The following is a 24,137-nucleotide window of genomic DNA, read 5'->3' on the forward strand; positions in this document are numbered from 1 at the left end:
CGCCCCATTATGGGGCGGTCGCCTCCGGGTCGGCGAAACGCTCGTTCGGGACGGTGGCGTACCAGCCGGGCCGCCCCGGGTCCCGGTCGTACGGGTAGCCGCCGACCTCCCGGTACAGCTCGGCGTAGCGCGCCACCTGCTCCCGGTCCAGCCGCACCCCGAGCCCCGGCCCCTGCGGCACCGCGATGGCCCCGCCCGAGTAGGCCAGCTTGCCGCCCTCGATCACGTCGTCGCGGAGCTGGTGGTAGTGGGCGTCGGCGGCGTAGGTGAGGTTGGGCAGCACCGCGCCGAGGTGCAGCATGGTCGCGAGCTGGACGCCCAGCTCCCCCGAGGAGTGCACGGCCACCCCGAGCTGGAACGTCTCGCACACCCCCGCCGCCTTCACGCACGGCCGGATGCCGCCCCAGAACGTGGTGTCCAGCAGCACCACGTCGGCGGCCCTGCGCAGCACGTTGGAGGCGAGCTGCTCGAAGTTGACCACCACGGTGTTGGTCGCCAGCGGCACCCGGACCCGCTCGCGCACCGCCCGCAGCCCCTCCAGCCCCCAGACCGGGTCCTCCAGGTAGTCGTTGTTCAGCCCCTCGATGGCCTTGCCGAAGCGCAGGCCCTCGGCCACCGACAGCACCGCGTTCGGGTCGTACCTGAGCCGGTCGCCGGGGAACGCCTCGGCCAGCGCCCGGTAGCACTCCAGCTCGTAGTCGGGCGGGAAGACGCCGCCCTTGAGCTTGTGGACGGTGAAGCCGTGGGCATCCCTGAGCCGAGCCGCGTGCTCGACGAGCTGGCCGGGGGTGCGGACCTCGCCGGCGCCCGCGTCGTCCGCGTAGCGGAAGAACAGGTACGACGCGAACGGCACCGCGTCCCTGACGCGCCCGCCGAGCAGGTCGCACACCGCCACCCCGAGGTGCTGGCCGACGAGGTCGAGGCAGGCGAACTCGACGGCGGCGAGGAGCTGGGTGCGGTTGTTGTAGAGCGACGCCGTCGGGTTGGCGATCTTGAAGCGCAGGGCTTCGAGCTGGAAGGGGTCGTGACCGCGCAGGTACGGCAGCAGCGCGCGGAAGGCGGCCTCCGCGCTCTCCCCGCCACCGCCCATCTCGCCCAGGCCGACGAGCCCGTTGTCGGCCTCGACCTCGACCAGCGTGCGGACGAAGCGCCCCCAGTGCGCGCCGTTGCTGTGCCGCAGCGGCGCCTCCAGCGGCACGGCCACCGTGGTGGCCCGGACATCGACGATCCTCACGGGCGTGTCCCCCCGACGACGGCGAACCCGCAGGCGGGCAGCCGGACCTTGAACGTGTCGTCCCCCCGCGTGAGCGTCGCCTCGACCGGCTCGGCCGCCAGCGACTGGAGCCTGACGCCGTCCTGCCCGATCGAGGTGATGAGCACGTCCGGATGGTCCACCGAGGCGTAGGTGACGGCGGCCGGGGCCCCGCCGGTGACCAGCGCGCCGGTGAACGGCTCGGTGAGCCCGGCCGCCGCCGCCGCGCCCAGCCGGCGCCCCCCGGCCCCCGCCTCGGAGGTCACCGCGTACCGGAACGTGGTCTCGCCCTGCTGCTGGGCGGGGAAGTTGGTGTCCCAGATGTTGTTGAGCGCCCACGAGTAGACGGTGCCGTCCTCATGGTCGAGCGTGGGCGGGAACGGCGCGTACGGCATGTGGATGGTGCCGAGCTGCACCAACGGCGCCTCCAGCGTGGCCCAGGCGACGGTCAGCTCGGGGTCCTCGAAGGCGATCCAGTGCCGGACGGGCAGCATGTACGCGGCCGAGCCCGGCACCCGCGGCACGTCCGGCCCGCCGACGCCGCCGGTCAGCTCCCAGGCCGTGGGCGGCCCCGCGGCGAACGGGAAGGCCAGGAACACCGCCTCCTTGGCCGGCGTGCCCTGCTTGGCGAGCTGGTAGGTGAGGTCCAGGCGGGGCACGCCGTCGTGCAGCTCGATCGTGGTGCGGATCCAGTCGACGCCCTTGCCGCGCAGCTCGACGACCAGCCGCTCGCCGACCGCCGTGCGCCGGCACTCGGTGACCACCGCGTGCCGCCCGATGTCCCGGTCGCCGAGCAGCGTGCGGTCGTGCGCGCCCACGTGGCCGGACAGGTGGTTGACGTGCGGGGCCGTCGCGTACCGGTCGTAGACGTACTGGCCGAAGCCGGCCGCGGCCTCGGCGTTGACCAGCTCGCGGCCGGCCCGCTTGTCGAAGACCGAGCCGATGCAGCCCGCGCGCGGGTCGTAGGCGACCCGGTAGAACTCGTTCTCGATCACCGTGCCGTCGCGCGGCTCGACCGGCTCGGCCGCCGCGGTTTCACGGGAAACAACGTCCAGGCGCACGTGCCCGAAGCCCGGCACGTCCCGGACCACCGCGTGGAGGTGCCGGCCGATCGGCCGGGTCGGCCAGTCGTCGGGGTCCACGAACTCCTCGTGGTGCGGCACGCTCTCCCCGGTCCTGGCGTCCACCAGCGCGATCGGCGCGTCCACGGCCACCACGTCACGCGGCAGGAACATCCGCACGACGTCGGTCCGCGCCCGCGTGGACGGGTTGAAGACCGCGAACGCCGGCCTGTCCCCCTCCGGCCTGGCCCCCTCCGCGCTGTCCCCCTCCGGCCTGTCCCCCTCCGGCGACAGGGCCGCCGCGAACCGGCGCGCGCCCGCGTGCAGCAGGTCGGCCGCGTCGTCCTGGGCCTGGTAGGCGCCGGAGGACTTGCGCGTCCACTGCAGGCCGCCGGAGTCACCGGCCTCCTCGGCGTCCTCCCACGGGTTGGCCGCCCCCCAGGTGTGCTCGTTGAACAGGGCGACCCCGTCGTAGGCCGCGTCCACCTGCGCGGTGACGTCCACGCCGGCCAGCGTGTGCAGCGTCTCGGCCGCGCGCAGCGCCGACTGGGCGCGGCGGACGTAGCCGAGCGGGCGCGCGCCCGAGCCGAGCCCGTCGGCCCACCAGTCGGTCCAGTCGCCCTCGTGCACCGCCAGCCGGTCGAGGTGGTGCTCCTCGACGTGCGCGAAGAAGTCGCTGTTGACCGCCGAGCGCAGCCGCGGCCAGGCCCACCGCTCGTTCCAGCGGCGGGCGACCGAGGCGGGCACCAGCGACGGGCCCGCGTTGTCGGCGTGCGCGCCCTGCACCCGCAGGTGCAGCACGTCCAGCCCGTACGGCTCCCGCGGCGCGTCCGGCCCCTGCCAGCCGAACGTGCCCGGCCCGTACGGGTAACCGCGCGTGGCCAGGGCCGCCAGGTAGCGCGGCAGCAGGTCGTCGGCCAGCTCGTAGGAGTCGGTCAGCCCGACCGTGTTGCCCTCCATGTACGCCATCCCGTGCGGCGTGTCGGTGAACCACACCAGGACCTCGTTCCCGCTCGGCGCCCGCCAGCGGAACGGCCGGGTCAGCTCGTCGCCGCCGTGCAGGTAGGGCACCGACCGCCCGGCCCAGTTGTGCGCCGCGGCCAGGTAGCGCACGCCGGCCGCGCTGAGCGCGTCCACCAGCCCGACGACCGCGCCCGGCACGTCGGTGTGCATGGCCGAGCGCACCGGCAGGCCGCAGGTGCGGGCGAAGCGGAGCTGGCGGTGCAGCTCCTCGGTCGAGCACGCCTCGGTGTGGAGCTGGAACGGCAGCGCGGTCACCTCGATCACGCCCTCCCTGGCCAGCCGCCGGAAGGTCTCCACCGCCGGCGCCGGCCGCGCGGCCAGCCACTTCTGCGCGGGCCACGACGACTCGACCGTCCACCGGAACCTGGCGTCGTCCGGCCAGGACGCGCTCTCCTCCGCCAGCCGCACCGCCGCGTCGAGGTAGTCGAGGTGGTGGCGCAGCACGGTGCCCTGCGGGTCGGTGTAGCCGATGTCCAGGTGCGAGTGGTGCACGACGAACACGTGCCACTTGCGCTGCGGCGTCACCGTGACCCGGGCGGTGCCCACCACCCCCGCCTCGTCGCGGCACTCCAGCGTCAGCACGCGCGGCGCGTCCACCTCGGGCACCAGCAGCGTCACGTCCGTGCCGGACGCGCTGTCCACGCCCACCAGCACGTGCGTCAGCGGCTCGGTGCTCGACACCCGGACCGCCTGGCGGCCGTCGTGGGTGAACAGCGGCACCACCGCCACCCGCACCTCCAGCCCGCGCACGCTGATCACCGGCGTCGAGGTGTCCTCCCGCAGCGCCCGCCTGATCCCGTCGTAGTCGGGGCTCCCCAAGCTGCGCTGGAGCAACCGGCTGGTCATTGCACACTCCCTAGGGAAAGGCCTCGGGCGAAGAGGCGCTGGGTGGCGAGGAACAACACGACCGTCGGCAGCGAGACCACCAGCCCCGCCGCGAGGCCGACCGGCACCGGGGTGCCGGCGTAGACGTCGGTCATGAGGCCGGCGATGGCGGTCATGACCGGGCGCACGTCCGCGGTCTGGCTGAGGGTCAGGCCGAAGACGAGGTCGTTCCAGATGAAGGTGAACTCCAGGATGAACACGGCGGTCAGCGCGCTGGCCGACATCGGCAGGTAGACGCGCCAGAAGACGCGCCAGGTGGACGCGCCGTCCATGCGGGCGGCCTCGAAGATCGAGAACGCCACGCCCTGGTAGAAGTTCCGCAGCACGAACGCGCCCAGCGGCACGTTGATCGCGGTGTAGACGAGGACGAGGCCGAGGCGGGTGTCGTACAGGCCGGCGTCGCTGTAGCCGACGAACAGCGGCACCAGCAACATCTGGGAAGGGAACACGGTCCCGCCGAAGATCAGCAGGAACCACCAGAAGCCGTGCCGCAGCCGCAGCACCACGATCGTGTACCCGGCCAGCGCCCCGATGAGCACGCCCAGCAGCGGGGAGACGACCGCGTAGAGCGCGGTGCTGGCCAGGCTGCCGCCCAGGTTCGCGCCCTCGACGGCGCGGGCCACGTTGTCCAGCAGCGCGAAGTCGCCGGAGGGCGCCCACGCCCGCGCCGGGTCGTACGACTCGGCCGGCCGCGCGGCGTTGACCAGCAGCAGGTAGGTGGGCCCGAGCCAGATGAGCCCGAGCACGACGAGCACGGCCCTGCGGATCATCGCACCTGCCTCCTGAGGTAGAGGTAGGACGCCAGGCCCGTCACGACGGTGAGCAGCACCGCCACGGCCGAGCCGTAGCCGTACTCGCCGGCCACGAACGTCTCCTTGTACATCGTCACCGCCAGCGTCTCGGAGTTGCGTCCCGGCCCGCCCTGCGTCAGCACCCACACGATGTCGAACGTCTTCAGGCTCGCCACCAGCGCGAGCCCCACCACGACCGCCGTCAGCGGGCGCATGAGCGGCCAGATCACGTGCCGGAACAGCCGCCATCCCGACGCCCCGTCCAGCCGGGCCGCCTCGATCGGCTCCTTCGGGATGGACTGCAGGCCCACGACGAACAGCAGCGTGTTCACGCCGAGCTGCTGCCAGGTCCACACCAGCAGCATGGCGAGGGTGTTCTGCGGCGCCTCCTGGAGGAACGCGGTGTCCACGCCGAGCAGCAGGTTCGCGATGCCGCCGTGGGACAGGACCGGGCTCCACACCATGGCCAGGCCCGCGCCGCTCAGCGCGTACGGCAACATGAACGGCACCCGGTACCAGGCGCCGCCCCTCAGGTCGTACGACAGGACCGCCACCAGCAGGCCGAGCCCGACCGGCAGCACCATCGTGCCGGCCACCCAGATCAGCGTGTTGCGTACCGAGGTGAGCAGGGCCGGGTCGCCGAGCAGCTCGCCGAAGTTGGCCAGGCCGATCCAGGCCGGCGGCTCCAGCCCGTCGTAGCGGGTGAGGCTGAGGTAGGCGGTCCACACGAACGGCGCGTAGAGCAGCACCGCGACCAGGAGGGCCGCGGGTGCCACGTACCCGTGCCTGAACCTCCCCAGCACCGGCCGGCGGGGGCTCACTGGTGGGTGCTCCAGTACTTGTCGGCCTCCTTCTGGATGGTGGCCAGGACCTCCTTGTAGGAGCCGGGCTCGGTGACGAACCTGCCGAACCCGTCCAGCGCGGCCGTCAGCACGGGCGGCGGGGTCGCCTCGAAGTAGCGGTTGACCAGCCGGTAGGCGCCGCTGCCCGCGTCCTTGGTGACCGCGCCGAGCGCCTCGTCCTGGATGGCGACCTTGGGGTTGGCGCTCACGTCGCCGCGGCTGGTGGCCCACTTCTCCTGGGCCTCGGCGGTGGTCCACCACTTGAGGTACTTCGTACTGGCTTCGGGGTCGGCGGCCCTGGCCGGCGCGCAGAGCGGCCCGCTCTCGAAGATCATCGACGTCTTGGGCAGGGCGGCGTTGACGTTGGGGATGACGAAGAAGCCGTAGTCGGTGCCGGCCTTCATGCTCCGCTGGGTCATGCTGGTGTTGAACCAGGTGCCGAACGACACCATGGCGGCCTTGCCGTTCTTCAGCACGTCGGCCGGGTCGGTCTTGTCACCCGGGTTGACGAAGTAGCCGGCGTCGATCATCGACTTCCACCGCTCCATGACCTGGACCACGCCCGGGTCGGTGTACTTGGCCTTGCCGGTGGCCAGGCGGTCGTACAGGTCGGGGTCGGTGCCGGCCATGAGCTGCTCGAACCAGACGAACGAGAACAGCACGCTGGTGTGGTAGAACGCCTTGACCCCGCTCCGCTTGAGCGTGTCGGCGATCCCGACCAGCTCGTCCCAGGTCCGCGGCGGGGTGAGGTGGTGCTGGTCGAAGAGCTTCTTGTTGTAGAACATCCCCCAGTAGGCGACGTTCATCGGCACGCAGTACTGCTTGCCGCCGACCGTGTAGTAGGGCGCGAGGTCCGGCGACAGGTCGCCCGCCTTGATCGCCTCCTGCCAGAGGGCCGTGGTGTCGGCCACCTGCTTCTGCTGGACGATCTCCGCCAGCATGCCCCCGGTCTGCCAGGTGAACAGGTCGGGCTTGACGTTCGTCCGGAACGACGCCTTGATGAAGGCCTGGTACTGCGCCGAGTCCGTGTATCCCGTCGGCTTCATGCCCAGGCCGATGCGCTGCTTGGACAGGGCGCCCATCTCGTCGAAGAACTTCGTCCAGGCGCCCTTGTCGTTGTACAGGGTCAGCTCGGTCTTCTTCTGCGTGGCGGTGCCGTTGCCGCCGCACGCGGCGAGGACGAGCGCCGCCACGCCCAGCGTGGCCACACGTGACCGGTGCATGGGCCGGCCTCCTTGGTTCTTGGTGTCTCTACCGGGGGGTCGCTCTCGCAGGAGAGGGGAGCCGACGCTCGACGACCGTCTTCACGTCGGCCAGGTGGGCCCGCATGCGCGCCTCGGCCTGCGCCGCGTCACGCGCCTCGATGGCCTCCAGGATCGCCAGGTGCTCGTCGTAGTCGCGGCGCCGGTCGTCGAAGATCTGCAGGATCTCGCGCTGCTCCGGGCCGTGGATGGTGAGCAGCGAGTCGACGACCTCGTGCAGGACGCCGTTGCCCGCGGTGCGCGCGGTGGCCCGGTGGAAGGCCATGTTGGCGTCGTGCAGCTCGGCGTCCTCGCCGCGCAGGTGCCGGCCGGCCTCGTCCAGCTCCCGCCGGAGCGCGGCCAGTTCCTCGGCGCCGGCCCGCTCGGCGGCCAGGGCGGCCAGCGGCGGCTCGATGACGATGCGCGCGTCGAGCAGCTCCAGCAGCCGGGCGGAGCGGAGCTCGCGCATGTTGGGGTTGGGCAGGACCAGGCGCTCGATGTCGGCGCCGACGTAGATGCCGGAGCCGTGGCGCAGCTCGATCGCGCCGGTGGCCTCCAGCCTGCGCAGCGCCTCGCGCAACGTCGGGGTGGTGACGGCGAAGCGCTGGGACAGCTCTCTGGTCGAGGGCAGCCGGTCGCCCGGCCGGTGCCCGCCCGTGCGGATGAGCTCCAGCATGCGCTCGGTCAGAGCGTCGGACAACGTGGGCCGCGTAACCTCGGACATATCAGGTGATCTAATCACTTCTCGTCGCCGGCGTCCATGAGGAGAGTAGTTTTCGCGACATGAGACGTGTGCTGGTGTGGATCGCCGCGGTCGTCCTGGTCCTGGCCGTGGCCGGGGTGGGCGGCGCGGGCTGGTACTACTCGGGCATGGTCGTCGAGCCGTCGCACGGCGGGTCGTACCCGCTGACGGTGACCGCGTTCGACGGCTCCCGCGTCACCCTGAGCGGCGGCGGCCCCGACCTCGCCGCCCCCGGCCGCTACGGCCTGACCTGGCGCGACGGCAACGCCACGCTCGGCAGGGTGCTCTCCACCGCCGCCGGCACGGTCACCCGCGAGGTGACCCGGGTCCGGCGCGGCCGGCTCGCGGCCGGCGTCCGGGCCTACTTCGACCGCTGGATCTGGGGCCACGAGGATCCGCGCTCGGCCGTCGGGCTGGCGTACTCGGCGGTCCCCGTGGGCGGCTACCCCGCCTGGCTGGTGCCCGGCACGTCGAGGACCTGGGTGATCGCCGTACACGGCCGCAACGCCAACCCCGCCGAGACCCTGCGCTACCTCCCCCTCCTGCACTCCCTCGGCCTGCCGGTGCTGGCCATCGGCTACCGCAACGACGAGGGTGCCCCGGCCTCCCCGGACGGCCTGTTCCACCTCGGCGCGTCGGAGTGGCAGGACGTCGCGGCGGCGATCTCCTACGCGCGCGGCCGGGGCGCCACCGGCGTGGTCCTGTACGGCTTCTCGATGGGCGGCGGCATCGTCCCCATGACCGTCCGCCGTTCGCCCGGCGCGCCCGTCAAGGCCATGATCCTCGACAGCCCGGTCCTGGACTGGAACGCCCCCATCGACCTCGGCGCCCGGCAGCAGGGAGTGCCCGGCTGGCTGACCTCGCTGGGCAAGCTCTTCGTCGAGCGCCGCACCGGCGTCTCCCTGGACGACGTGGACCACGTCCGCCACGCGAACGCCTTCAAGCAGCCGACCCTGATCTTCGTGGACGACGCCGACACCAGCGTCCCGATCGCCCCCGCCCTGCGCTTCGCCCAGCTCCGTCCTGATCTGGTGACCCTCGTCCGGACGCACGGAGGCGGCCACGTCGGCTCCTGGAACGTGGACCCGGCCCGCTACGAGCAGGCGCTGCGCGGCTTCCTCACGAAACTGCCCTGACCGGCTCCTCCCTCACGAGGCCGCCCTGACCGGCTCCCCCGCGAGGCCGCCCTGGCCGGCTCCCTCCTCACGAAGCCGCCCTGGCCAGCTCCTTCATCATGCCGACCTGGCCCTCGCGGGAGCGCTCCACCTGCCCGGCCCACGCCTTGACCTGCGGGTTGGCGCCGCTCGCGACCTCGTTCCCGGCCATCCGGGCGGCGTCGCCCTGGTGCTCGATCAGCAGGGCGAGCAGGTCGCGCTCGAAGTGCCCGGACCCGCGCAGCGCCCGGATGCGCCTGGCGTCGGTCTCCGGCATGCCGCCGTGGTGATCGTGGGCGCCCTCGCCCGCCTGCAACGGCTGCTCCCAGTCGTGCAGCCACCGCAACATCATCTCGACCTCGTCCTGCTGGGTCGTCTCGATGGCGGCGGCGAGGGTCCTGACCTCGGGGGTGGTGGCGCGCTCGGCGCCGAGCCTGGCGATCTCGATGCCCTGGCGGTGGTGCTGCACCATCATCTGGACGAACATCACGTCCTCGGCGTTCAGCGGCGGCGGCTCCGCGCCCCGCGCGCCGCAGCCGGCGGCCAGCACCAGGAGAAGCAGCCCAAGGACGGCGCGCACCCACGGCCTCCTCTATTAGGAAACTTTCTTAAAGAATTGACCATTTCCCCGGCCCGCGCAAGGGCCCGCCCGCCCCTGACCCGGCTTGACCTCAACCGCACTTGACCTTGCACCGTGTTCCCATGACCGCATTCGAGATCGGCGTCATCCTGCCGGGCATCGCCGTCCAGCGCCGCGACGGCCTCGGCCTCGCCGCCGCCGCCCGCCACGCCGAGGACGCCGGGCTGGACTCCGTCTGGCACGGCGACCACCTGGCCATCGGCGCCCCCACCCTCGACGCCCCCATAGCCCTCGCCACCGCGGCGGCCGCCACCACCCGCGTCCGGATCGGCGCCAGCGTCCTCGTCCCCGCCCTGCGCCCCCTCGTCTGGGCCGCCAAGCAGATCGCGACCCTCCAGTACGTCTCCGGCGACCGCCTCGTCCTCGGCGTGGGCTCGGGCGGCGGTCCTGCGCAGTGGGCCGCCGCCGGCGTCCCGTACGCCGAGCGCGGTCCCCGTACCGACACCGCCCTCGCCCTCCTCCCCCGCCTGCTGTCCGGCGAGCCGGCCGAGCTCCCCGGCGGCACGGCCGTGGAGCTGGCGCCGGCCGTGCCGATGCCGCCGGTATGGGTGGGAAACGCCTCGCCGGTCGCCATCCGCCGGACCGCCCGCCTGGGCGACGGCTGGTTCCCGTCCCTGATCGGGCCCGAGCAGGTGGCCGAGGGCCGCGCGCGGCTCGGCTCCCTGGCCGCCGAGCACGGCCGCTCCGCCTCCACCATCGCGATCGGCTGCGCCGCCGCCCTGGGACCCGGCGTGCCGACCCGCGCCGAGCTGGCCGCCGGCCTCGCCGCCGCCTACTCCCGGCCGCCGGCCGAGGTCCTGGACATCCCGCTCACCGGCTCGCCGGAGGAGGTGGCGGAGCGGCTGGCGGCGTACCGGGCGGCCGGCGCCGCCCACGCGGTGATCGGCGTTTCGGGCGGCGACTGGCGCAAGCAGGTGGACCTCCTGGCCGAGACCCGAACCCTGCTGAACACCACCTGACACCCCCGCCCAGGCCGGGACGGTCTCCCGGCCCACTGGCTCGGACCACCGGCCCGCTCACCCCGGACCGCCGGCCCGCTCACCCCGGGCCCCGGGCCGCTCGCTTCAGGGCTCCTGGCCGGCGGCCACCGCGACCAGCACGTCGCCGTGGCACTCCTGCTCCGGCGAGCACCAGCACGCCAGATCCCGCCCCGCCAGCTCCCGCCTGGCCCGCTCGACCAGCTCCGGGTGCTCCCGCAGGTGCACCCGGTAGAGCCGGATCACCTCGCTCCGCTCGTGCACGCGGCCGCCGCAGGCCCGGCAGCCCCGTCCCCCGACGCTGTGCGGGCTGGCGTACGGGCTGGCCTTCAGCCCCGGCGCGGCCCTTCCCACGTACACGGCCCCCGCCGGGACCCGCCCGTGATACCGGTCCCCCTCGACCTTCACCCGGCTCGCCATGACGACCACCATCCCCTCCCCACCAGGATGCCCGAGCCCGCACGGACGGCGCCGCCGCCGCCGCAGGCCGTCAGCGGTCAGTCGAGGCAGAACTCGTTGCCCTCCGGGTCGGCCATGATGATGTGACCGGCGTCGAGGGGCGGCGCGGGCTCGTACCGCTGCAGCCGGGTCGCGCCGTAGGCGGCCAGCCGCTCGGCCTCCGCCTCCAGCGCCGCCATCCGCTCCTCTCCCGCCAGCCCGGGAGCGGCCCGCACGTCGAGGTGCACCCGGTTCTTGACCTGCTTGCCCTCCGGCACCCGCTGGAAGAACAGCCGCGGCCCGGCCCCCTCGGGATCGATCAGCGCCGAGGCGTCGTTGTGCCGCTCGGGCGGCACGCCCATCGCCTCCAGCGCCTGCTCCCACGACGCGAACCCCGCGGGCGGGTCCTGCAGCCGGTAGCCGAGCGCCTCGGCCCAGAACGCCGCCAGCTTGGCCGGGTCGGCGCAGTCGAAAGTGATCTGGACGTCGCGGGCCATGTCAGCTCGCCTCCTGTCGTGCCGGTCGCCGGGTGTGCAGGTAGAGGTCGCGCAGCAGGCACACCTCGGCCAGATGGTGGATCAGTTCACGGTTGATGTGCAGCACCAGCGCCGCCAGAGGGTACTCGGCGTACGGCCCCTCCGCCTCCCCGCACGGGCGGGCGAGCCCGCTCTCACCGAGGGACTCCACGCCGGCCAGCCACCTGGCGTACTCCTCGTCGAGCTGGGCCAGCGCCTCACCGGCCGTCGCGGCGTACTCGAACGACTCGTAGCCGGTGGCCGCGCGGCCGAAGTGCGTCGCGTTCCGCATCGCGAGCACGCCGACGATCACGTGCCCGAGCCGCCACGCGATGGTCGTGAACGGCGGCGGCTCCGGCATCGGCCAGGCGAAGTCGATCGTCATCGCGCCGGACCCTCCCTGCACCGGCGCCGTGCCGGTGCCGCGCGGGCGCACGTTCCAGCAGCCGGGCGCCGGCTCCCAGAAGTACTCGTCGTCGGTCAGCCCGTCGAGGCGTTCGCGTAGCTGGTTGGTCCAGTGCCAGGAGATCTGCTCCTGGAGCAGGCCGTTCCAGCGGATCTGTTCGGTCATGGCGTCATCCTTCCGCCAATACCGGACAGGATCGGTCCGTGATGCGTGTGACGATGGGCGCATGAGTGCCGAGGGAACAACCGAGCGGGTGTTGCGGCTGCTGGCGCTGCTGCAGCGCCGCCCGTCCTGGACCGCCGCCGAGCTGGCCGCCGAACTGCAGGTCACCGACCGCTCGGTACGCCGCGACGTCGAGCGCCTGCGCGCCCTCGGCTACCCCGTGCACGCCACGGCAGGCGTCGGCGGCGGCTACCAGCTCGGCGCGGGCACCCGCCTGCCCCCGCTGCTCCTGGACGACGAGGAGGCGATCGCGACGGCGGTGTCCCTGCGCATGGCGTCGGGGGGCACCGTCGCCGGCTCGGGCGAGGCGGCGCTGCGCGCGCTGGCCAAGCTCGACCAGGTGATGCCGCCCCGCCTGCGCGCCGAGGTACGAGCGGTGCACGGCGCCACCGAGACCCTGGTCGGCCCCGGCGTCCAGATCGACCCGGAGCTGCTGGTGACCCTCGCCCGGGCCTGCCGCGACGCCGTACGGGTGCGCTTCCGCTACCCGGCCCGCGACGGCGCCGAGCACGAGCGCACCGCCGAGCCGGTCCGCATGGTCGCCACCGGCCGCCGCTGGTACCTCATGGCCTGGGACGTCGACCGCGACGACTGGCGCACCTTCCGCCTGGACCGGATGCGCGAGGTGACCGCGACGACCTGGCGCTTCCGCCCGCGCGAGCACCCCGACCCGGCCACCTACGTGCAGCACTCCGTCGCCGAGGCGCCGTACCGCCACCTCGCCAGGGTCCGCCTCCACGCCACGCCCGACCGCGTCCGCGCGCTGGTGCCGCCCCAGGTCGGCCGGGTCGAGGACGACCCCGACCCCGGCTGGTGCGTCCTGGTCGTCGGCGGGGTGGACCTGGCCTGGCTCGCGCTCCACGTGGTCCGTCTGGGCTTCGAGGCGGTGATCCTGGACCCCCCGGAGCTCCGCGCCACCGCTCTCCAGCTCGCCCGCGACCTCACCTCACTGGCGAACAACAGCTGAGCCCTCTCGGCCGAATGCCCGGTCAATGCCCTGGTCACGCCTCCCCTCGGCGAACAGAAAGGAGACCGTCGTACGCGGCTACCGAGCAACCTGGAGCCGCGGCGCGACCTCCAGCTCTACCCGCCCGGTTCCCCTGGACCGGCTGGGGCGAACAGGGCGGCGGCAGCGCCCGACAGGACGACCTCCGGCCTCCGTTCAAAGACGAATCATCAGAGTCGCCTCTCCGTCCTCGCCAACGCCGCCGCACGAGCCCGAACCCCACCCACCAACAACACGACCGCACCACCGAAACCGGCCACCAGGAGCGACTGCCACGCCAGCCACGGGAGCCCTCCCTCCCACCCCCCGCAGTTGAGCAACAGCAGGTACGAGAACGCCGTGAACGCCCAGTGCAGCGCGACCGCCGCCACGCTCAGGGCCGCGAGCAGCCCCACGACCGTCCCGAGCCACCGCCTCGACCAGGCGGCGACCAGCCCGGACAGCAGAACACTCACCATGGGCACCCCGTTCAGGACCAGATACTGCCAGTACGTGGACAGGTACTGCCGCCTGAGCTCCAGCCACCCCTCTTCCAGGACGGCCCACAGCTTCGCCAGGCCCGCCGGAAGAGGGGCGTAACCCGCACACCCCACCGCCCCGTCACCCTCGATGAGCCCCGGCAACCACAAAGCCAGGAAACTCAGCAAACTGACCACGAACGCGGCCATCCACCATCGAAGATGGCGCCACCGGGACATGACGTTCCTCCCACAAAGGAATGATCAGAGGCGCATATTGTCCCGAAACGAGTCGAGCCCGCCTCTCCGATCCGGAGAAACGGGCTCTGATCTGGGAGCCGCCTTGGGGATTCGAACCCCAGACCCCTTCATTACGAGTGAAGTGCTCTGGCCGACTGAGCTAAGGCGGCAGGTGCCGTGCAGCGTGAAAGAGTCTACAGGAGGCGGCCGGGTCCTCGCTCCACTCCTGCACCCCTGTGCCCGTTCAGGCGGCTATTCACCGACACGCCCGGCAGGAGTACCGTGAGAGAACCCGCCTGAGGTGGCCGGAGGTCCTCATCGTCGCGGTGGGGCCCGCTTCAAGGCCGTACGGTGAGCTTCTCGCACATCCATACGGAGGTCTCGTGACCCGTATCGTGGTCGCGCCGGACGGCAGAAGGATCGCGGTCGAGGATCGGGGCAAGCCTGACGGCACCTCCGTTTTCCTGCTGCACGGCACCCCCGGCAGCCGGATCGGGCCCTCCCCGCGGGCTCAGGTGCTGTATCGGCTGGGGGTCAGGCTCATCACGTTCGACCGGCCCGGCTACGGGTTGTCCGATCGGCTGCCGGGCAGGACGGTCGCGGACGTGGCCGTCGATGTGGCGGCGATCGCGGACGATCTGGGCGTGTCGCGGTTCGCGGTGGCCGGGCGCTCGGGTGGCGCTCCCCACGCGCTCGCGTGCGCGGCGTTGCTGCCGTCGCGGGTCACGCGGGTCGCGGCGCTGGTCAGCCTGGCGCCGCACAGCGCCGAAGGGCTGGACTGGTTCGCCGGCATGACCGCCTCGAACGTGCTGGAGCACCTGGCGGCGCGGGCCGGCGCGCACCTCAGCGCCTCGCGGTTGGCCACGCTGGCCGAGGAGATCCGGGCCGACCCGCTCGGCAAGGTGTTGTCCCTGGCGGAGGAGGGCGGCGCGTCGGACACCCGGACCATCTCCGACCACGGCCTGCGCTGGCTCATGGTGCGCAACCTCGCCGAGGCCCTGCGCCGCTCCGCCGACGGATGGGTGGACGACGTCCTCGCCTTCAACTCGGACTGGGGCTTCGACCCGGCCGTCATCAGCATGCCCACGCTCGTCTGGCACGGCGAGAACGACGTCTTCACCCCGGTCGACCACTCGCGCTGGCTGGGAAGACGCATCCCGCACGCCATTCTTCGCATCCAGCACGACGTGGCGCATCTGGATGCCATGAACATCTTTCCGAAGATCCTGCCCTGGCTCATGCGCGGGCTGCCGGACCGGGCGCACTGACGGCGGGGCGGCCCGGCACCCGCCGCCCGAAACCCACGCCCCCCGGCCCGCCGCCCGCCGCCCGCCGCCCGTCAGGCTGTCTGGGGCTCGACGTCGCGGCTGACCCGCTCCCACGCGCGCAGTGCCTTCGTACAGGGATGATCGTCGCCCAGCTTGGCGCTCACCGACATGAGCGTCTCCTCACGCGCCGCCTCCGCCTCCGATTCGTGACCCAACGCGCGCACGGTGATGGTCAGGTTCGCCTGGCAGGCGAGCGTGTCCGGATGGTGCGATCCCAGCGTCGCGGCCAGTCTGGGCAGCGCCTCCCTCTCGATCCGTTCAGCGCCGGCCAGGTCGCCCACGTCGGCGTGACAGTTGGCCAGGTTGATGGAGCACGAGAGCGTGAACGGATGGTCGCGGCCCAGCGCGTCGCACATGCCGATGAAGGCCCGCTCGCTCAGGTTCAGGGCTTCGTTCACGTCCCCGAGGGCGCGCAGGTAGATCGAGAGGTTGTTCGCCGCGGCCGACGCGTACGGATGCTTGCGGTCGAGCAGTTCCTCGTACCAGGCCAGCACGTCGAAGGTCATGTCCTTGGCGCCGATGAGGTCGTTCATCGCCCACTTGCAGCAGGCGAACTCCAGGCCCACCGCCTTGCCCTCCGGGTCCGACGGATACAGCCGCTCGTACCGCTCGAAGACGTTCCTGGCGAGCAGGAGGGCCTCCTCGTGCTTACCGGCCCGGCGTAAGGACACCGCCAGGCTCTTCATGGCGCGCAGCGCCTCCGGATAGTCCTCGAACTTCAGATCGACGTAGTGCTGGAGCGCCTGCCGCAGCAGGTCGATGGAGAATGCCAGGTCGCCCGCCTCGCGCATGCTGCGGCCGAGGTTCTGCGCGGAGAGCAGGGTCGAGGGATGGAGCGGGCCGAGCACGTGGATCATCCGCCGGTAGATGTCGTCGTCGAAGTCCTTGGCGTTGCGCCAGTCGCCGACGAGCCGGTAGGAGACGGCCAGGTTGTTCGCGGCGCGAAGGGTGCGGGGATGGTCGTCCCCGTACATCTCCTTCCAGCTCTCGTACACCCTCTTCTCGTGCGTCAGGCCCTCGTCGTACCTGCCCAGGGCGCGCAGGTCGGCGGCGAGTCCGCCCGCGGTCATCAGCGTGTGCGGGTGGTTCTCGCCGAGGAGCCCGCGTTGTTGCACCAGAACCCACTGGTCCAGCTCGTACGCCTCCTGGAGCTGGCCGAGCGAGCGCCGGACGTTGGCGATGTTCGTCAGCAGGTGCAGCCGCTGCCGCTCCATCTGGCCGAACTCGCGCTCCCAGAAGTCGGCCAGCCGCCGGCCCAGCTCCAGGGCGCTGTGGTACTCGCCGCGTTTGTACCAGTAACGCACCCGTTCGGTGAGGAGTTGCCGCACCTCCTCCTCGCCGCAGGTCTCCGCGCCCGACGGCAGCAGGTGCGGCCAGATGAGGTCGTACCGTTCCCAGTGCTCCGGATCGTCCACCTCGCCCTGCCGTGGCCGCGCGCCGACCAGGATGCGGTGCACCTCGTGCGAGACGGTGTCGCGCTCCTCCGGGGTCATGTGCGCCCGGATCACCTTCTGGACGAGCCGGTGCACCTGAAGGGTGTTGCTGCCCTGGTCGATCCTGGCCAGCGCGAACCGGCTGATCTCCCTGATCACCCTGCCGAGGACGAGTTTCTCCCCCCGCAGCGACTCGTCGAACGGCAGCAGCACCTCCATGGTCTCGTCGCTGTAGAGCAGCGACAGCGAGATGGGCTCGGGCGAGAAGAAGGCGCACAGCTGCAACAGGCGCTCGGCGGCCGGGGAGCGCTGCTTGAGCTGGTTCAGCGAGGCGTTCCAGGTGGCGGCGACGGTGCTGGGATAGCCGTCGGGCTGGTTGGCCGACAGCACCTGGGACGCCTGGCGGTGCAGCTCTTCCACGTAACTGGCCACCGACTGCCCGGTCTCGCTCAGCCACGCGGCCGCCTGCTCGATCGCGAGCGGGAGGTTGCCGAGCTCGTCGGCGACCTGCAGCGCGTCCATCGGGTTGAGCCGCGGCACGCGGCGCAGCAGGTGCTCCTGGCTCTCCTCGCGGCTGAACACGACGACTTCCATCTGGGTGGCGACGCTGGACCAGTTCGCGTTGCGGGAGGTGACGATGATGTGGCCGGGGCCGCTGGGCAGGTAGCTGCGCAGCGCCTCGGGCTTGTCGGCGTTGTCGAAGATCAACAGCCACCGGTTGTACGGGTCCCCGCGGCGCAGCGCCTCCAGCGCCGCCTCGGCCGCCTCCACCACGCTGTCGCCGATGGGCAGGTGCAGCCGTCTCGCCAGCTCGGCCAGCGCCGGATTGATCAGGTCCGCTCTGGCCGAGACCCACCAGATGAGGTTGTAGTCCGCCTGGAAGCGGTAGGCGTACTCCAGGGCGAGCTGCGTCTTGCCGACACCGCCCAGCCCGTACAGCGCCTGGGGCAGCACGGCCTGGCTGCTGCTGACGAGCTGGTCGCGCAGGTTCTCCAGCTCCTTGTTCCTGCCGGTGAACGAGGCGTTGCGCGGCGGGACGTTCCACACCTTCGGCGTGCCCCCGGGGAACCGGACGCCCTCCAGCACCATCGCGTCCATGACGTGCCCGGGCTTGCCGACCGACCGGAGTATGGCCTCCATCGCCTGCACGGGGCCGCCGAGCCGCATCAGGTCCACGGTCGGGAAATCGATGAACGGCGGCACGAGCTTCAGGTCACCGGACACGCGCAGCACCGTCAGGCCGGGAATGGCGCTCAGGTCCTCGGTCCATTGCTCGGGGTGGAAGTCCTGCAGGTACGCGGCCGACAACACGATCGCGATGTGCGGGGCCTCCACGGCACGCAGGCCGCCCTCGCCCAGCGCCGCGACCGGTTGCGGGTTGACGTGGAAGTTCGCGAGCCGGAGGATCGTCGTGATCCAGTCGGCCCACATGCGGTCCTCCGGCGCGTAGCTGAGCAGGATCTCCTGGCGCAGGACCATTTCCTTGCGGGTGAACGACTCCAGCCAGCGCAGCCGCACGGTCTCCTCCATCGTGGGCAGCGAGGTCACCGCGCCCTCGGTGATGGCACCGGTCAGCCGCTCGTACGCGGCCAGGATGGACCCCGGATGGCCCGGCGGGTCACCGAAGGTCGCCAGCGTCTCCTCGAACGCGTAGAACCGCTTGTACGGCACCTCCAGCGACGCCCAGTAATGGTCGCGCTCGTCCGGCGGCAGGCCCTTCGGTATGCCGTCGAAACGTGCGCGGGCGTAGCTCCGGCCGGCGTCCGCCTTCTTCTTCTCGCCGTCGTCCACCCGCATGGGCACCGGCAGGATCCTGATCTCGCGGGTGCTGTGGCGATCGCAGATCGACCGGGCGACCTTGGCCGCGCCGTCGATACCCTGGTCGCTCATGGTGAAGCAGTCGACGAGGACGTCCGGCATCTGGATGGTGCAGATGTCGGCGATGTCGCTCAGCCCGGTCCTGCTGTCGATCAGGCAGTAGTCGTAGGCGCTCTTGATGTTGTCCCGCAGGGCGTCCAGGAAGCGCCCGCCGTCGAAGCGGTCGTAGAAGTTGTCCCAGTCGAACGTGGAGATCAACGCCGCGTAGTCGCGGTTCTGCTGGCCCGCCGAGACGAAGTCGAGCCCGCCGTTCCTCGGGAAGGTCCACTCCAGGGGCACCGCGCGCGGCTCGACCCTGGCGTATTTCAGATGCCGGTCGGCCGGCGGCTCGCGGTCCGTCCGCACCGCCGCCCACCGGTACTCGTTGACGATGTCGATGATGCCGGTGGCCTCGGTCATCACGCTGTCGTCCAGGAAGGGGCGGAAGAAACGGTGCAACCCCGGTGATTCGAGGTCCCAGTCCATGGCGAGCACGCGCCGGCCGTTGCTCGCCAGGATCCAGGCGACGTTCGCCAGCGCCATCGTGCGGCCGGTGCCGCCCTTGTACGAGTAGAAGGTGATGATCTGGCCTTTACCCTGGTCGTTCACCATCACCTGGCTCCATCATTCGAGGTCGTTTGATGACAGGGCCCGGCGGCGAGAGCACCGGGGCCGTTTGCAGGTAGCGTTCGGCCGCCACGGCGACCAGCTTCGGCATGTGGTCGCGCAGGTCGTCGAGCGAGTCGACGTTGCGCACGCTCGTGGCGGTCTGCTCCAAGGAGCGCCGCAGGTCGGAGGCCGCTTCACTGGTCTGGACGTCCAGGTGGTTCCACGGCACCACGACCGGGAACCAGCGCGTGCCCGTGCGGAGGGCCCTGTGCAGCTCGTCCCGGGTGTCGTCGCGGGCCGTGGCCCACGGGTCCGCCACCACCATGTGCAACGATTCGGAGCCCTCCAGGGCGTCGAGGTCGCTCATCTCGGTCGTGAACCCCTGGCCCCGGACCATCTCGTTGACCCGCCAGACGACCGGCCGGTAGTCGTTCTCGCTGCGGTAGGGATCCCATTCCCTGGGCGTCTTCCCGTAGTAGTAGCCCGTGCGCTTCTCGGGAAGGTTGTCGCCGTGCAGGGCGACGACCGCGACCTTTATTCTCTTCGGCACCCGGGAGTCGGCGAAGGAATCGGCGAGCGCGGTGTAGTCAGGGTGATCCGACAGGACCTGCAGCGGCGTCGACTCGGCGATCTGCGCGATGCGCTGGGCGAGGGTGAAGACCACTCTCTTGTAGGTGGACTGATTGGCGAACTTGACCAGGCCCAGCATGCCGGTGCTGCGCTGTCTCGGCCACAGGCCCTCCTGGCGCAGCTGAATGTCCCTGACGCACTCCGGCAGCCGGTCCATCTCGACCGGATACCATTCGACCGGCACGATCACCGGCGGCGGCTCGGACATGTGGGCCGCCAGCCGCATCTGGATCGCCGTCCATTCCTTGCCGCAGTGCTCGCTCTCGAAGTAGCGGCGGCAGAAGAGCGGGACGAACACCCGGCAGCTCGCCAGGGCGCTGGAGACCTGGCGTGGCCAGCGGTCACCCGGCCGCAGCTCGCGGTCGATGAAACCGGCCTCCGCGTAATTGCGCAGGTTGGTTATCTCCACCAGATTGCGACACAGGTCGCCGAAGAATTTGTAGACGCTTTTGTTCGGATCATCGCGATCCCCGTTCAGCCCCCCTGCGGGATTATGCGCATAGCTCAGAAAGAAATACGGCGCCTGCCCGATCCCCCCGGAAGCCGACATTCCGGCATCGACCCCCTCCCCTCCGGATGCCACACTATACATCCGGACATGTCGGAGGAAGCGCCGAGTAAGCGAACCCGTCTGAACCGCCACAGCGGCACCGGTTTCGGCTCGCCGGATAAGTCGTATTGAGCGACGGCGGATCCGGCCGATTACCTCATTCGGCGATCAATAAGCGATCATTCGTCGATCATCAGTCGGCCATCCAAGAAGAGATCGTCTCTCTCATCCGGCCCACGAATCGCTCACCCAGGACCGTGAGCGCTTTCGAATCCAGGAGCGTGTGCGTGGCGTCCCACGTATGGTCGCGCCAGCGCGCGAACTCGGCCCGCGCCTTCTCCCGCGCGGCGGCGCTCCCGGCCGTGGAACGCCTCGTCCGCCAGAATTCCGTCACCGCGATGTGCGCGTACGTGCCCTGCAGCAGACCTTCGAGCGGCCGGGGGTCCCGCCGCCAGGGCGCGTGGTAGAGCCGCGTGTCCGAGCGGTCGTACAGGTCGAAGAGGTCGAACACCGCCCCCAGCTTGACGTGCTGGAACTCGTGCATGATGAGCAGGGCGAGCGTCTCGGGGCCGTCGGGCAGCGCCGCCGCGACCGCGCCGAACGCGTGCCTGGCGGTCGAGCTGACGTCCTGGCCCGCGGGTGCCCGCGCCAGCGGGGTGAGCGTGCTCAGGCCGGCGCGCAGGCCGTCGGCGTACTGGGGATACTCCCGTTCGATGAGCCGCCACGCCTGCTCGAAGGAGACCTGCCACGCCTTGGCGGCGGTGTCGTCCAGTGCCGGGGCCGCCCGCCACTGGTGGCTGTCGCGGTGCGGATCGGCGTCTTCGAGCACGACCGAGAAGTCTCCGGACGAGAGCCTCCGGACCGGCTCCAGGAGGCGCGTCCTGCCGTCCGCCGTGATCCGCCGCGCGCTCACCGTGAGGGTGGCGCTCTCGCCGTCGAGCCGGCGTACCGCGCCCATCGTCGGCAGATACGCCACGCCGTCGGTGACCGCCACCTCCAGCGTCACGTCCCGTCCGGCACGCATCATCGCGGCGACCGCGATGTTCGCCAGGTACCGTGCCGAGCTGGAGCCACCGCTTTGCAGGCAATCCACCGCCCAGGATCTGACATAGGGGTGGGCGAGCACGGTGTCCAGCGCGTCGCGGTGGCCGGCGTCCAGCCGCGTGAAGACGTTCCACGTCTCCGGCGTGGCCCGCGGGCGCAGCGCGGCGATCAGCGCGCGCCGCACGCTGCGCTGGCCGTCGGCCAGCTGCTGGATCTCCCGTGCCCCGCCGTACCCCTGGGCCAGGGAGTCCAGCCCGGCGGAGGACATCGCGTGGGTGGACGATCGCGTCGTGTCCCGGATGTGCGTGATCAGCTTGAAGAGGTCCGCGCAGTAGACGCTGGGGTTATCGAAATCACCGCGTCTGTACCGATGCGTGTAGAGCCCGCCCCCGCAGACCCGCACCACCGGGCAGGCCCGGCAGGTCGGGGAGAGGCCGCCCACGCCCCGCCGCTGGGCCAGCATCTTCGGGTGCTCGGCCACCTCGTCGAGAGCATGGCCGAAGACGGTGCAACCGGTCGCCGGAGCCCCGTCGTAGGTCACTTTGAGCGAGTCGACCATCTCGTACGAGCCGTCGGCGTCGATGACCACCATCGAGCTCGGCTCCAGCCCGATCGCCTCGGACAGGCTCGGCCCGCCCTTGATCGTGCTCGCGATGGACTCGAACAGCCGTATGGACATGGGCCGCCCGCCGGCGTCCCACCGCTCGTGAACCGCGAGCAGCCAGTCGGCGTAGGCCGTGGGCGACGGGCGGGGCGGAGGCGCGTCCCAGGTGGCGTAAGGGAGCAGGAAGTCGATGCGGGGTGGTTCGAGCTCGCGCAGCGCCTCGTAGACCCGCACCGGATCGTTGGCCACGTCGACCGTGCACAGCAGCCCGCCGTAGATCTCCGGCCGGTCGCGCAGCAGCCCCACGGCCCGGATCACCTGCTCGTAGCTGCTCCTGCCCGACGCGAACCGCCGGTGCCGGTCGTTGGCCGCCCGGTAGCCGTCCAGGGAGATCCCCACGGAGATCCTCTTCTCCGCGAAGACCTCGCAGAAGCGCTCGTCGAGCCGCACTCCGTTGGTCTGGACATGCAGGTGCAGGCGGCAGGCGGAGTCGAGCACCCGTCGCAGCTCGTCGGCCACGCCCGCCAGCCGGTCGGCACCGGCGAGCAACGGCTCACCGCCGTGCAGCACCACGTGGACGTCCTTCACCCCGTGGCGCTCGACGTGCTCGGCTATGCGCTCAGCCGTCCGGCCGACGGTCTGGAGGGATATGGCCAAGGGGCGGTCGCGCCAGCTCTGATCCGCGTGCTCATAGACGTAGCAATGGTCACAGGAGAGGTCGCACCGGCTCTGAACCTTGATGACGAACTGCTGGAACGGAGTGATCACCTCACTCAGCCATCCCTGTCCGCGGCTAGATGAAGTTACCGAAAGCCGCAACGGGAACGGGAGGAACTTCAGAGACATCCGGCACAAATCTCCGCAAAACCTCCGCCATCACCCTCCCCTCCTCCTGTTCCATATTCACAAAAGACACTTCGCGAAGATCCCTGACCTGGGAGATCAGCTCCTCGCCTTCAACCGTGAACATATGGCCTTTCCTCCGCAAAGCATGCTCGGGCAACCGCAAGACAGGTGGACGCGTGCACATGAGGGAGGCGAATCTCCGCAGCACGTGCGAGGACCAAGAGATCCATGGCAAGAAGCCGTGCCATGAAGCCCCTCATTATGTCAAGCGGGACCGCTTGCCGCCAGGAACTTTTATGCTACCGTAACGACTTCTGAGTCTCAGCTACATCAGGCATCTCCTGACCCGATGCTGACGTGGGAAAACACCGTTCTTTTCCAACGTTTTCCGCCGTGCGCTTTGCGGCATGGGCCTTTTCGCCCTCATGGCTCGATCGCAGCCGTTTGAGCGCGGAATGGTGGCGGCTGAGGGTTAACTCCCCCCGCGACAGGGGCCGCGCTAGGACGGCTTCCCGTCAGGCTCCCCGTACGCCGAGTCGTACGCCTTCCGCGGCGCGCACACGCTGGCCTTCGAGCAGGAGCACCGGCGGCCCCCGTCGTTGAGCCGGACCACCACCGAGTCGGAGGGCACGTTGTGGCCCACCACGGTGCCGGCGCCCTGCGGGGTCTCCACGCTCGTGCCGACGCGCGGGGCCGAGGCGCGGAACTCCTGGTAGAGCGGGTGCTCGTACTTCAGGCAGCACATCAGGCGGCCACAGGCGCCGGCGATGCGCAGCGGGTTGACCGGCAGGTCCTGGTCCTTGGCCATGCGGACCGAGACCGGCTCGAAGTCCTTCAGGAAGGTGGCGCAGCACAGGTCACGGCCACAGGGGCCGATGCCGCCCTGGAGGCGGGCCTCGTCGCGGGGGCCGATCTGGCGCAGCTCGACCCTGGCCCGCAGGTTGCGGGCCAGGTCGCGGACGAGCGCGCGGAAGTCCACCCGGTGCGGGGCCGAGAAGTAGACCGTGTAGACGTTGTCCTGGTCGAGGTAGTCGATGCCGACCACCTTCATCGGCAGGCCGTGCCGCTTGATCAGGCGCTTGGACACGCTTCTCGCCTCGGCCCTGCGGCGTTTGTTGGTCTCGTCGCGGGTGAGGTGCTCCTCACCCGCGATCCCGGCGCAGACCGGCAGGCCGTCGATGTCCTCGCTGGTGTATTGGGGGGCCCAGACGCACTCCGCCACCTCGGGGCCAGAATCGGTCGGTACGAGCACCTTGTCGCCCACTTTCGGGCTGTGCTCGCCGGGGTCGAGGTAGTAGAGCCTCCCGTAACGGGTGAAGCTCACGGCCATGATCATTCCCATG

General features: G+C 71.1%; 20 protein-coding genes and 1 tRNA gene. 4 read left to right on the top strand and 17 right to left on the bottom strand.

Annotated elements, in window-relative coordinates:
* Positions 1 to 7: 7 nt before the first annotated feature.
* From AB0H75_RS16635 to AB0H75_RS16660, 6 genes are read right to left on the bottom strand one after another with little or no spacing between them, the layout of a single operon-like run.
* The gene (locus AB0H75_RS16635; protein ID WP_367796821.1) at positions 8 to 1,234 is read right to left on the bottom strand and encodes an enolase C-terminal domain-like protein; all 1,227 of its coding nucleotides are present in this window, start codon (positions 1,232 to 1,234) and stop codon (positions 8 to 10) included.
* On the bottom strand, positions 1,231 to 4,182 hold the full coding sequence (locus AB0H75_RS16640; RefSeq protein ID WP_367796823.1) for a hypothetical protein: 2,952 nt from the start codon (positions 4,180 to 4,182) through the stop codon (positions 1,231 to 1,233). The genes AB0H75_RS16635 and AB0H75_RS16640 overlap by 4 nt, the downstream gene beginning before the upstream one ends.
* Positions 4,179 to 4,991: a carbohydrate ABC transporter permease gene (locus tag AB0H75_RS16645; RefSeq protein ID WP_367796825.1), complete on the bottom strand. Its 813-nt coding sequence runs from the start codon at positions 4,989 to 4,991 to the stop codon at positions 4,179 to 4,181. The genes AB0H75_RS16640 and AB0H75_RS16645 overlap by 4 nt, the downstream gene beginning before the upstream one ends.
* On the bottom strand, positions 4,988 to 5,788 hold the full coding sequence (locus tag AB0H75_RS16650; protein WP_367796827.1) for a carbohydrate ABC transporter permease: 801 nt from the start codon (positions 5,786 to 5,788) through the stop codon (positions 4,988 to 4,990). Before AB0H75_RS16650 ends, AB0H75_RS16645 begins: the two co-directional genes overlap by 4 nt.
* Positions 5,789 to 5,829: 41 nt before the next feature.
* Entirely contained in the window at positions 5,830 to 7,077 is a 1,248-nt protein-coding gene (locus AB0H75_RS16655; RefSeq protein WP_367796829.1) for an ABC transporter substrate-binding protein, read from the bottom strand.
* 28 nt (positions 7,078 to 7,105) lie between these two features.
* Positions 7,106 to 7,819, bottom strand: coding sequence for a FadR/GntR family transcriptional regulator (locus AB0H75_RS16660; protein ID WP_367796831.1), 714 nt, complete (start codon positions 7,817 to 7,819; stop codon positions 7,106 to 7,108).
* A gap of 59 nt (positions 7,820 to 7,878) precedes the next feature.
* On the opposite strand from AB0H75_RS16660, the gene AB0H75_RS16665 reads away from it, so the two are divergent.
* The gene (locus AB0H75_RS16665) at positions 7,879 to 8,973 is read left to right on the top strand and encodes an alpha/beta hydrolase (RefSeq protein WP_367796833.1); all 1,095 of its coding nucleotides are present in this window, start codon (positions 7,879 to 7,881) and stop codon (positions 8,971 to 8,973) included.
* Positions 8,974 to 9,040: 67 nt separating this feature from the next.
* Here the strand turns inward: AB0H75_RS16665 and AB0H75_RS16670 are convergent, their stop codons facing one another.
* Positions 9,041 to 9,571 carry a DUF305 domain-containing protein gene (locus AB0H75_RS16670; RefSeq protein WP_367796835.1) on the bottom strand — a complete coding sequence of 177 codons (531 nt, stop codon included), beginning with the start codon at positions 9,569 to 9,571 and terminating at the stop codon, positions 9,041 to 9,043.
* Between the two features lie 122 nt (positions 9,572 to 9,693).
* On the opposite strand from AB0H75_RS16670, the gene AB0H75_RS16675 reads away from it, so the two are divergent.
* Positions 9,694 to 10,590, top strand: a complete 897-nt coding sequence (locus AB0H75_RS16675; RefSeq protein WP_367796837.1) for an LLM class flavin-dependent oxidoreductase — start codon at positions 9,694 to 9,696, stop codon at positions 10,588 to 10,590.
* A gap of 105 nt (positions 10,591 to 10,695) precedes the next feature.
* On the opposite strand, the gene AB0H75_RS16680 is transcribed toward AB0H75_RS16675, so the two are convergent.
* From AB0H75_RS16680 to AB0H75_RS16690, 3 genes are all read right to left on the bottom strand, one after another.
* Positions 10,696 to 11,028 (bottom strand): DUF4326 domain-containing protein, encoded by a 333-nt coding sequence (locus tag AB0H75_RS16680; RefSeq protein WP_367796839.1) that lies wholly within the window; start codon positions 11,026 to 11,028, stop codon positions 10,696 to 10,698.
* A gap of 77 nt (positions 11,029 to 11,105) precedes the next feature.
* A complete protein-coding gene (locus AB0H75_RS16685; protein ID WP_367796841.1) occupies positions 11,106 to 11,543 on the bottom strand; it encodes a VOC family protein in 438 nt (145 codons plus the stop codon).
* Position 11,544: 1 nt separating this feature from the next.
* The gene (locus tag AB0H75_RS16690) at positions 11,545 to 12,132 is read right to left on the bottom strand and encodes a DinB family protein (protein WP_367796843.1); all 588 of its coding nucleotides are present in this window, start codon (positions 12,130 to 12,132) and stop codon (positions 11,545 to 11,547) included.
* Positions 12,133 to 12,193: 61 nt separating this feature from the next.
* On the opposite strand from AB0H75_RS16690, the gene AB0H75_RS16695 reads away from it, so the two are divergent.
* Complete coding sequence (locus tag AB0H75_RS16695; RefSeq protein WP_367796845.1) at positions 12,194 to 13,156, top strand: helix-turn-helix transcriptional regulator; 963 nt, start codon at positions 12,194 to 12,196, stop codon at positions 13,154 to 13,156.
* Between the two features lie 209 nt (positions 13,157 to 13,365).
* Here the strand turns inward: AB0H75_RS16695 and AB0H75_RS16700 are convergent, their stop codons facing one another.
* Entirely contained in the window at positions 13,366 to 13,863 is a 498-nt protein-coding gene (locus AB0H75_RS16700) for a hypothetical protein (RefSeq protein ID WP_367796847.1), read from the bottom strand.
* 126 nt (positions 13,864 to 13,989) lie between these two features.
* Positions 13,990 to 14,063: transfer RNA gene (locus tag AB0H75_RS16705), tRNA-Thr, on the bottom strand.
* Between the two features lie 213 nt (positions 14,064 to 14,276).
* Between AB0H75_RS16705 and AB0H75_RS16710 the strand changes: the two genes are divergently transcribed.
* Positions 14,277 to 15,161, top strand: a complete 885-nt coding sequence (locus tag AB0H75_RS16710; RefSeq protein WP_367796849.1) for an alpha/beta fold hydrolase — start codon at positions 14,277 to 14,279, stop codon at positions 15,159 to 15,161.
* Between the two features lie 71 nt (positions 15,162 to 15,232).
* On the opposite strand, the gene fxsT is transcribed toward AB0H75_RS16710, so the two are convergent.
* From fxsT to AB0H75_RS16735, 5 genes are all read right to left on the bottom strand, one after another.
* Positions 15,233 to 19,123, bottom strand: a complete 3,891-nt coding sequence (fxsT, locus tag AB0H75_RS16715) for an FxSxx-COOH system tetratricopeptide repeat protein (RefSeq protein ID WP_367796851.1) — start codon at positions 19,121 to 19,123, stop codon at positions 15,233 to 15,235.
* Positions 19,104 to 20,333 (bottom strand): TIR-like protein FxsC, encoded by a 1,230-nt coding sequence (locus tag AB0H75_RS16720; protein WP_367796853.1) that lies wholly within the window; start codon positions 20,331 to 20,333, stop codon positions 19,104 to 19,106. Before AB0H75_RS16720 ends, fxsT begins: the two co-directional genes overlap by 20 nt.
* Positions 20,334 to 20,493: 160 nt before the next feature.
* Entirely contained in the window at positions 20,494 to 22,716 is a 2,223-nt protein-coding gene (locus AB0H75_RS16725) for an FxsB family cyclophane-forming radical SAM/SPASM peptide maturase (RefSeq protein ID WP_367796855.1), read from the bottom strand.
* Between the two features lie 25 nt (positions 22,717 to 22,741).
* Complete coding sequence (locus AB0H75_RS16730; protein ID WP_367796857.1) at positions 22,742 to 22,918, bottom strand: hypothetical protein; 177 nt, start codon at positions 22,916 to 22,918, stop codon at positions 22,742 to 22,744.
* Between the two features lie 375 nt (positions 22,919 to 23,293).
* Positions 23,294 to 24,130, bottom strand: coding sequence for a stage 0 sporulation family protein (locus AB0H75_RS16735; RefSeq protein ID WP_367797145.1), 837 nt, complete (start codon positions 24,128 to 24,130; stop codon positions 23,294 to 23,296).
* Positions 24,131 to 24,137: the final 7 nt, after the last annotated feature.

The organism is Nonomuraea sp. NPDC050783, from assembly GCF_040802095.1.
Lineage (GTDB): Bacteria > Actinomycetota > Actinomycetes > Streptosporangiales > Streptosporangiaceae > Nonomuraea.

Coding starts and splice junctions, on each gene's coding strand:
- AB0H75_RS16680 (WP_367796839.1), bottom strand. CDS start 11,028: ATGGCGAGCCGGGTGAAGGTCGAGGGGGACCGGTATCACGGGCGGGTC.
- AB0H75_RS16640 (WP_367796823.1), bottom strand. CDS start 4,182: ATGACCAGCCGGTTGCTCCAGCGCAGCTTGGGGAGCCCCGACTACGAC.
- AB0H75_RS16690 (WP_367796843.1), bottom strand. CDS start 12,132: ATGACCGAACAGATCCGCTGGAACGGCCTGCTCCAGGAGCAGATCTCC.
- AB0H75_RS16695 (WP_367796845.1), top strand. CDS start 12,194: ATGAGTGCCGAGGGAACAACCGAGCGGGTGTTGCGGCTGCTGGCGCTG.
- AB0H75_RS16700 (WP_367796847.1), bottom strand. CDS start 13,863: ATGGCCGCGTTCGTGGTCAGTTTGCTGAGTTTCCTGGCTTTGTGGTTG.
- AB0H75_RS16735 (WP_367797145.1), bottom strand. CDS start 24,130: ATGATCATGGCCGTGAGCTTCACCCGTTACGGGAGGCTCTACTACCTC.
- AB0H75_RS16655 (WP_367796829.1), bottom strand. CDS start 7,077: ATGCACCGGTCACGTGTGGCCACGCTGGGCGTGGCGGCGCTCGTCCTC.
- AB0H75_RS16665 (WP_367796833.1), top strand. CDS start 7,879: ATGAGACGTGTGCTGGTGTGGATCGCCGCGGTCGTCCTGGTCCTGGCC.
- AB0H75_RS16675 (WP_367796837.1), top strand. CDS start 9,694: ATGACCGCATTCGAGATCGGCGTCATCCTGCCGGGCATCGCCGTCCAG.
- AB0H75_RS16645 (WP_367796825.1), bottom strand. CDS start 4,991: ATGATCCGCAGGGCCGTGCTCGTCGTGCTCGGGCTCATCTGGCTCGGG.
- AB0H75_RS16685 (WP_367796841.1), bottom strand. CDS start 11,543: ATGGCCCGCGACGTCCAGATCACTTTCGACTGCGCCGACCCGGCCAAG.
- AB0H75_RS16660 (WP_367796831.1), bottom strand. CDS start 7,819: ATGTCCGAGGTTACGCGGCCCACGTTGTCCGACGCTCTGACCGAGCGC.
- fxsT (WP_367796851.1), bottom strand. CDS start 19,123: ATGGTGAACGACCAGGGTAAAGGCCAGATCATCACCTTCTACTCGTAC.
- AB0H75_RS16730 (WP_367796857.1), bottom strand. CDS start 22,918: ATGTTCACGGTTGAAGGCGAGGAGCTGATCTCCCAGGTCAGGGATCTT.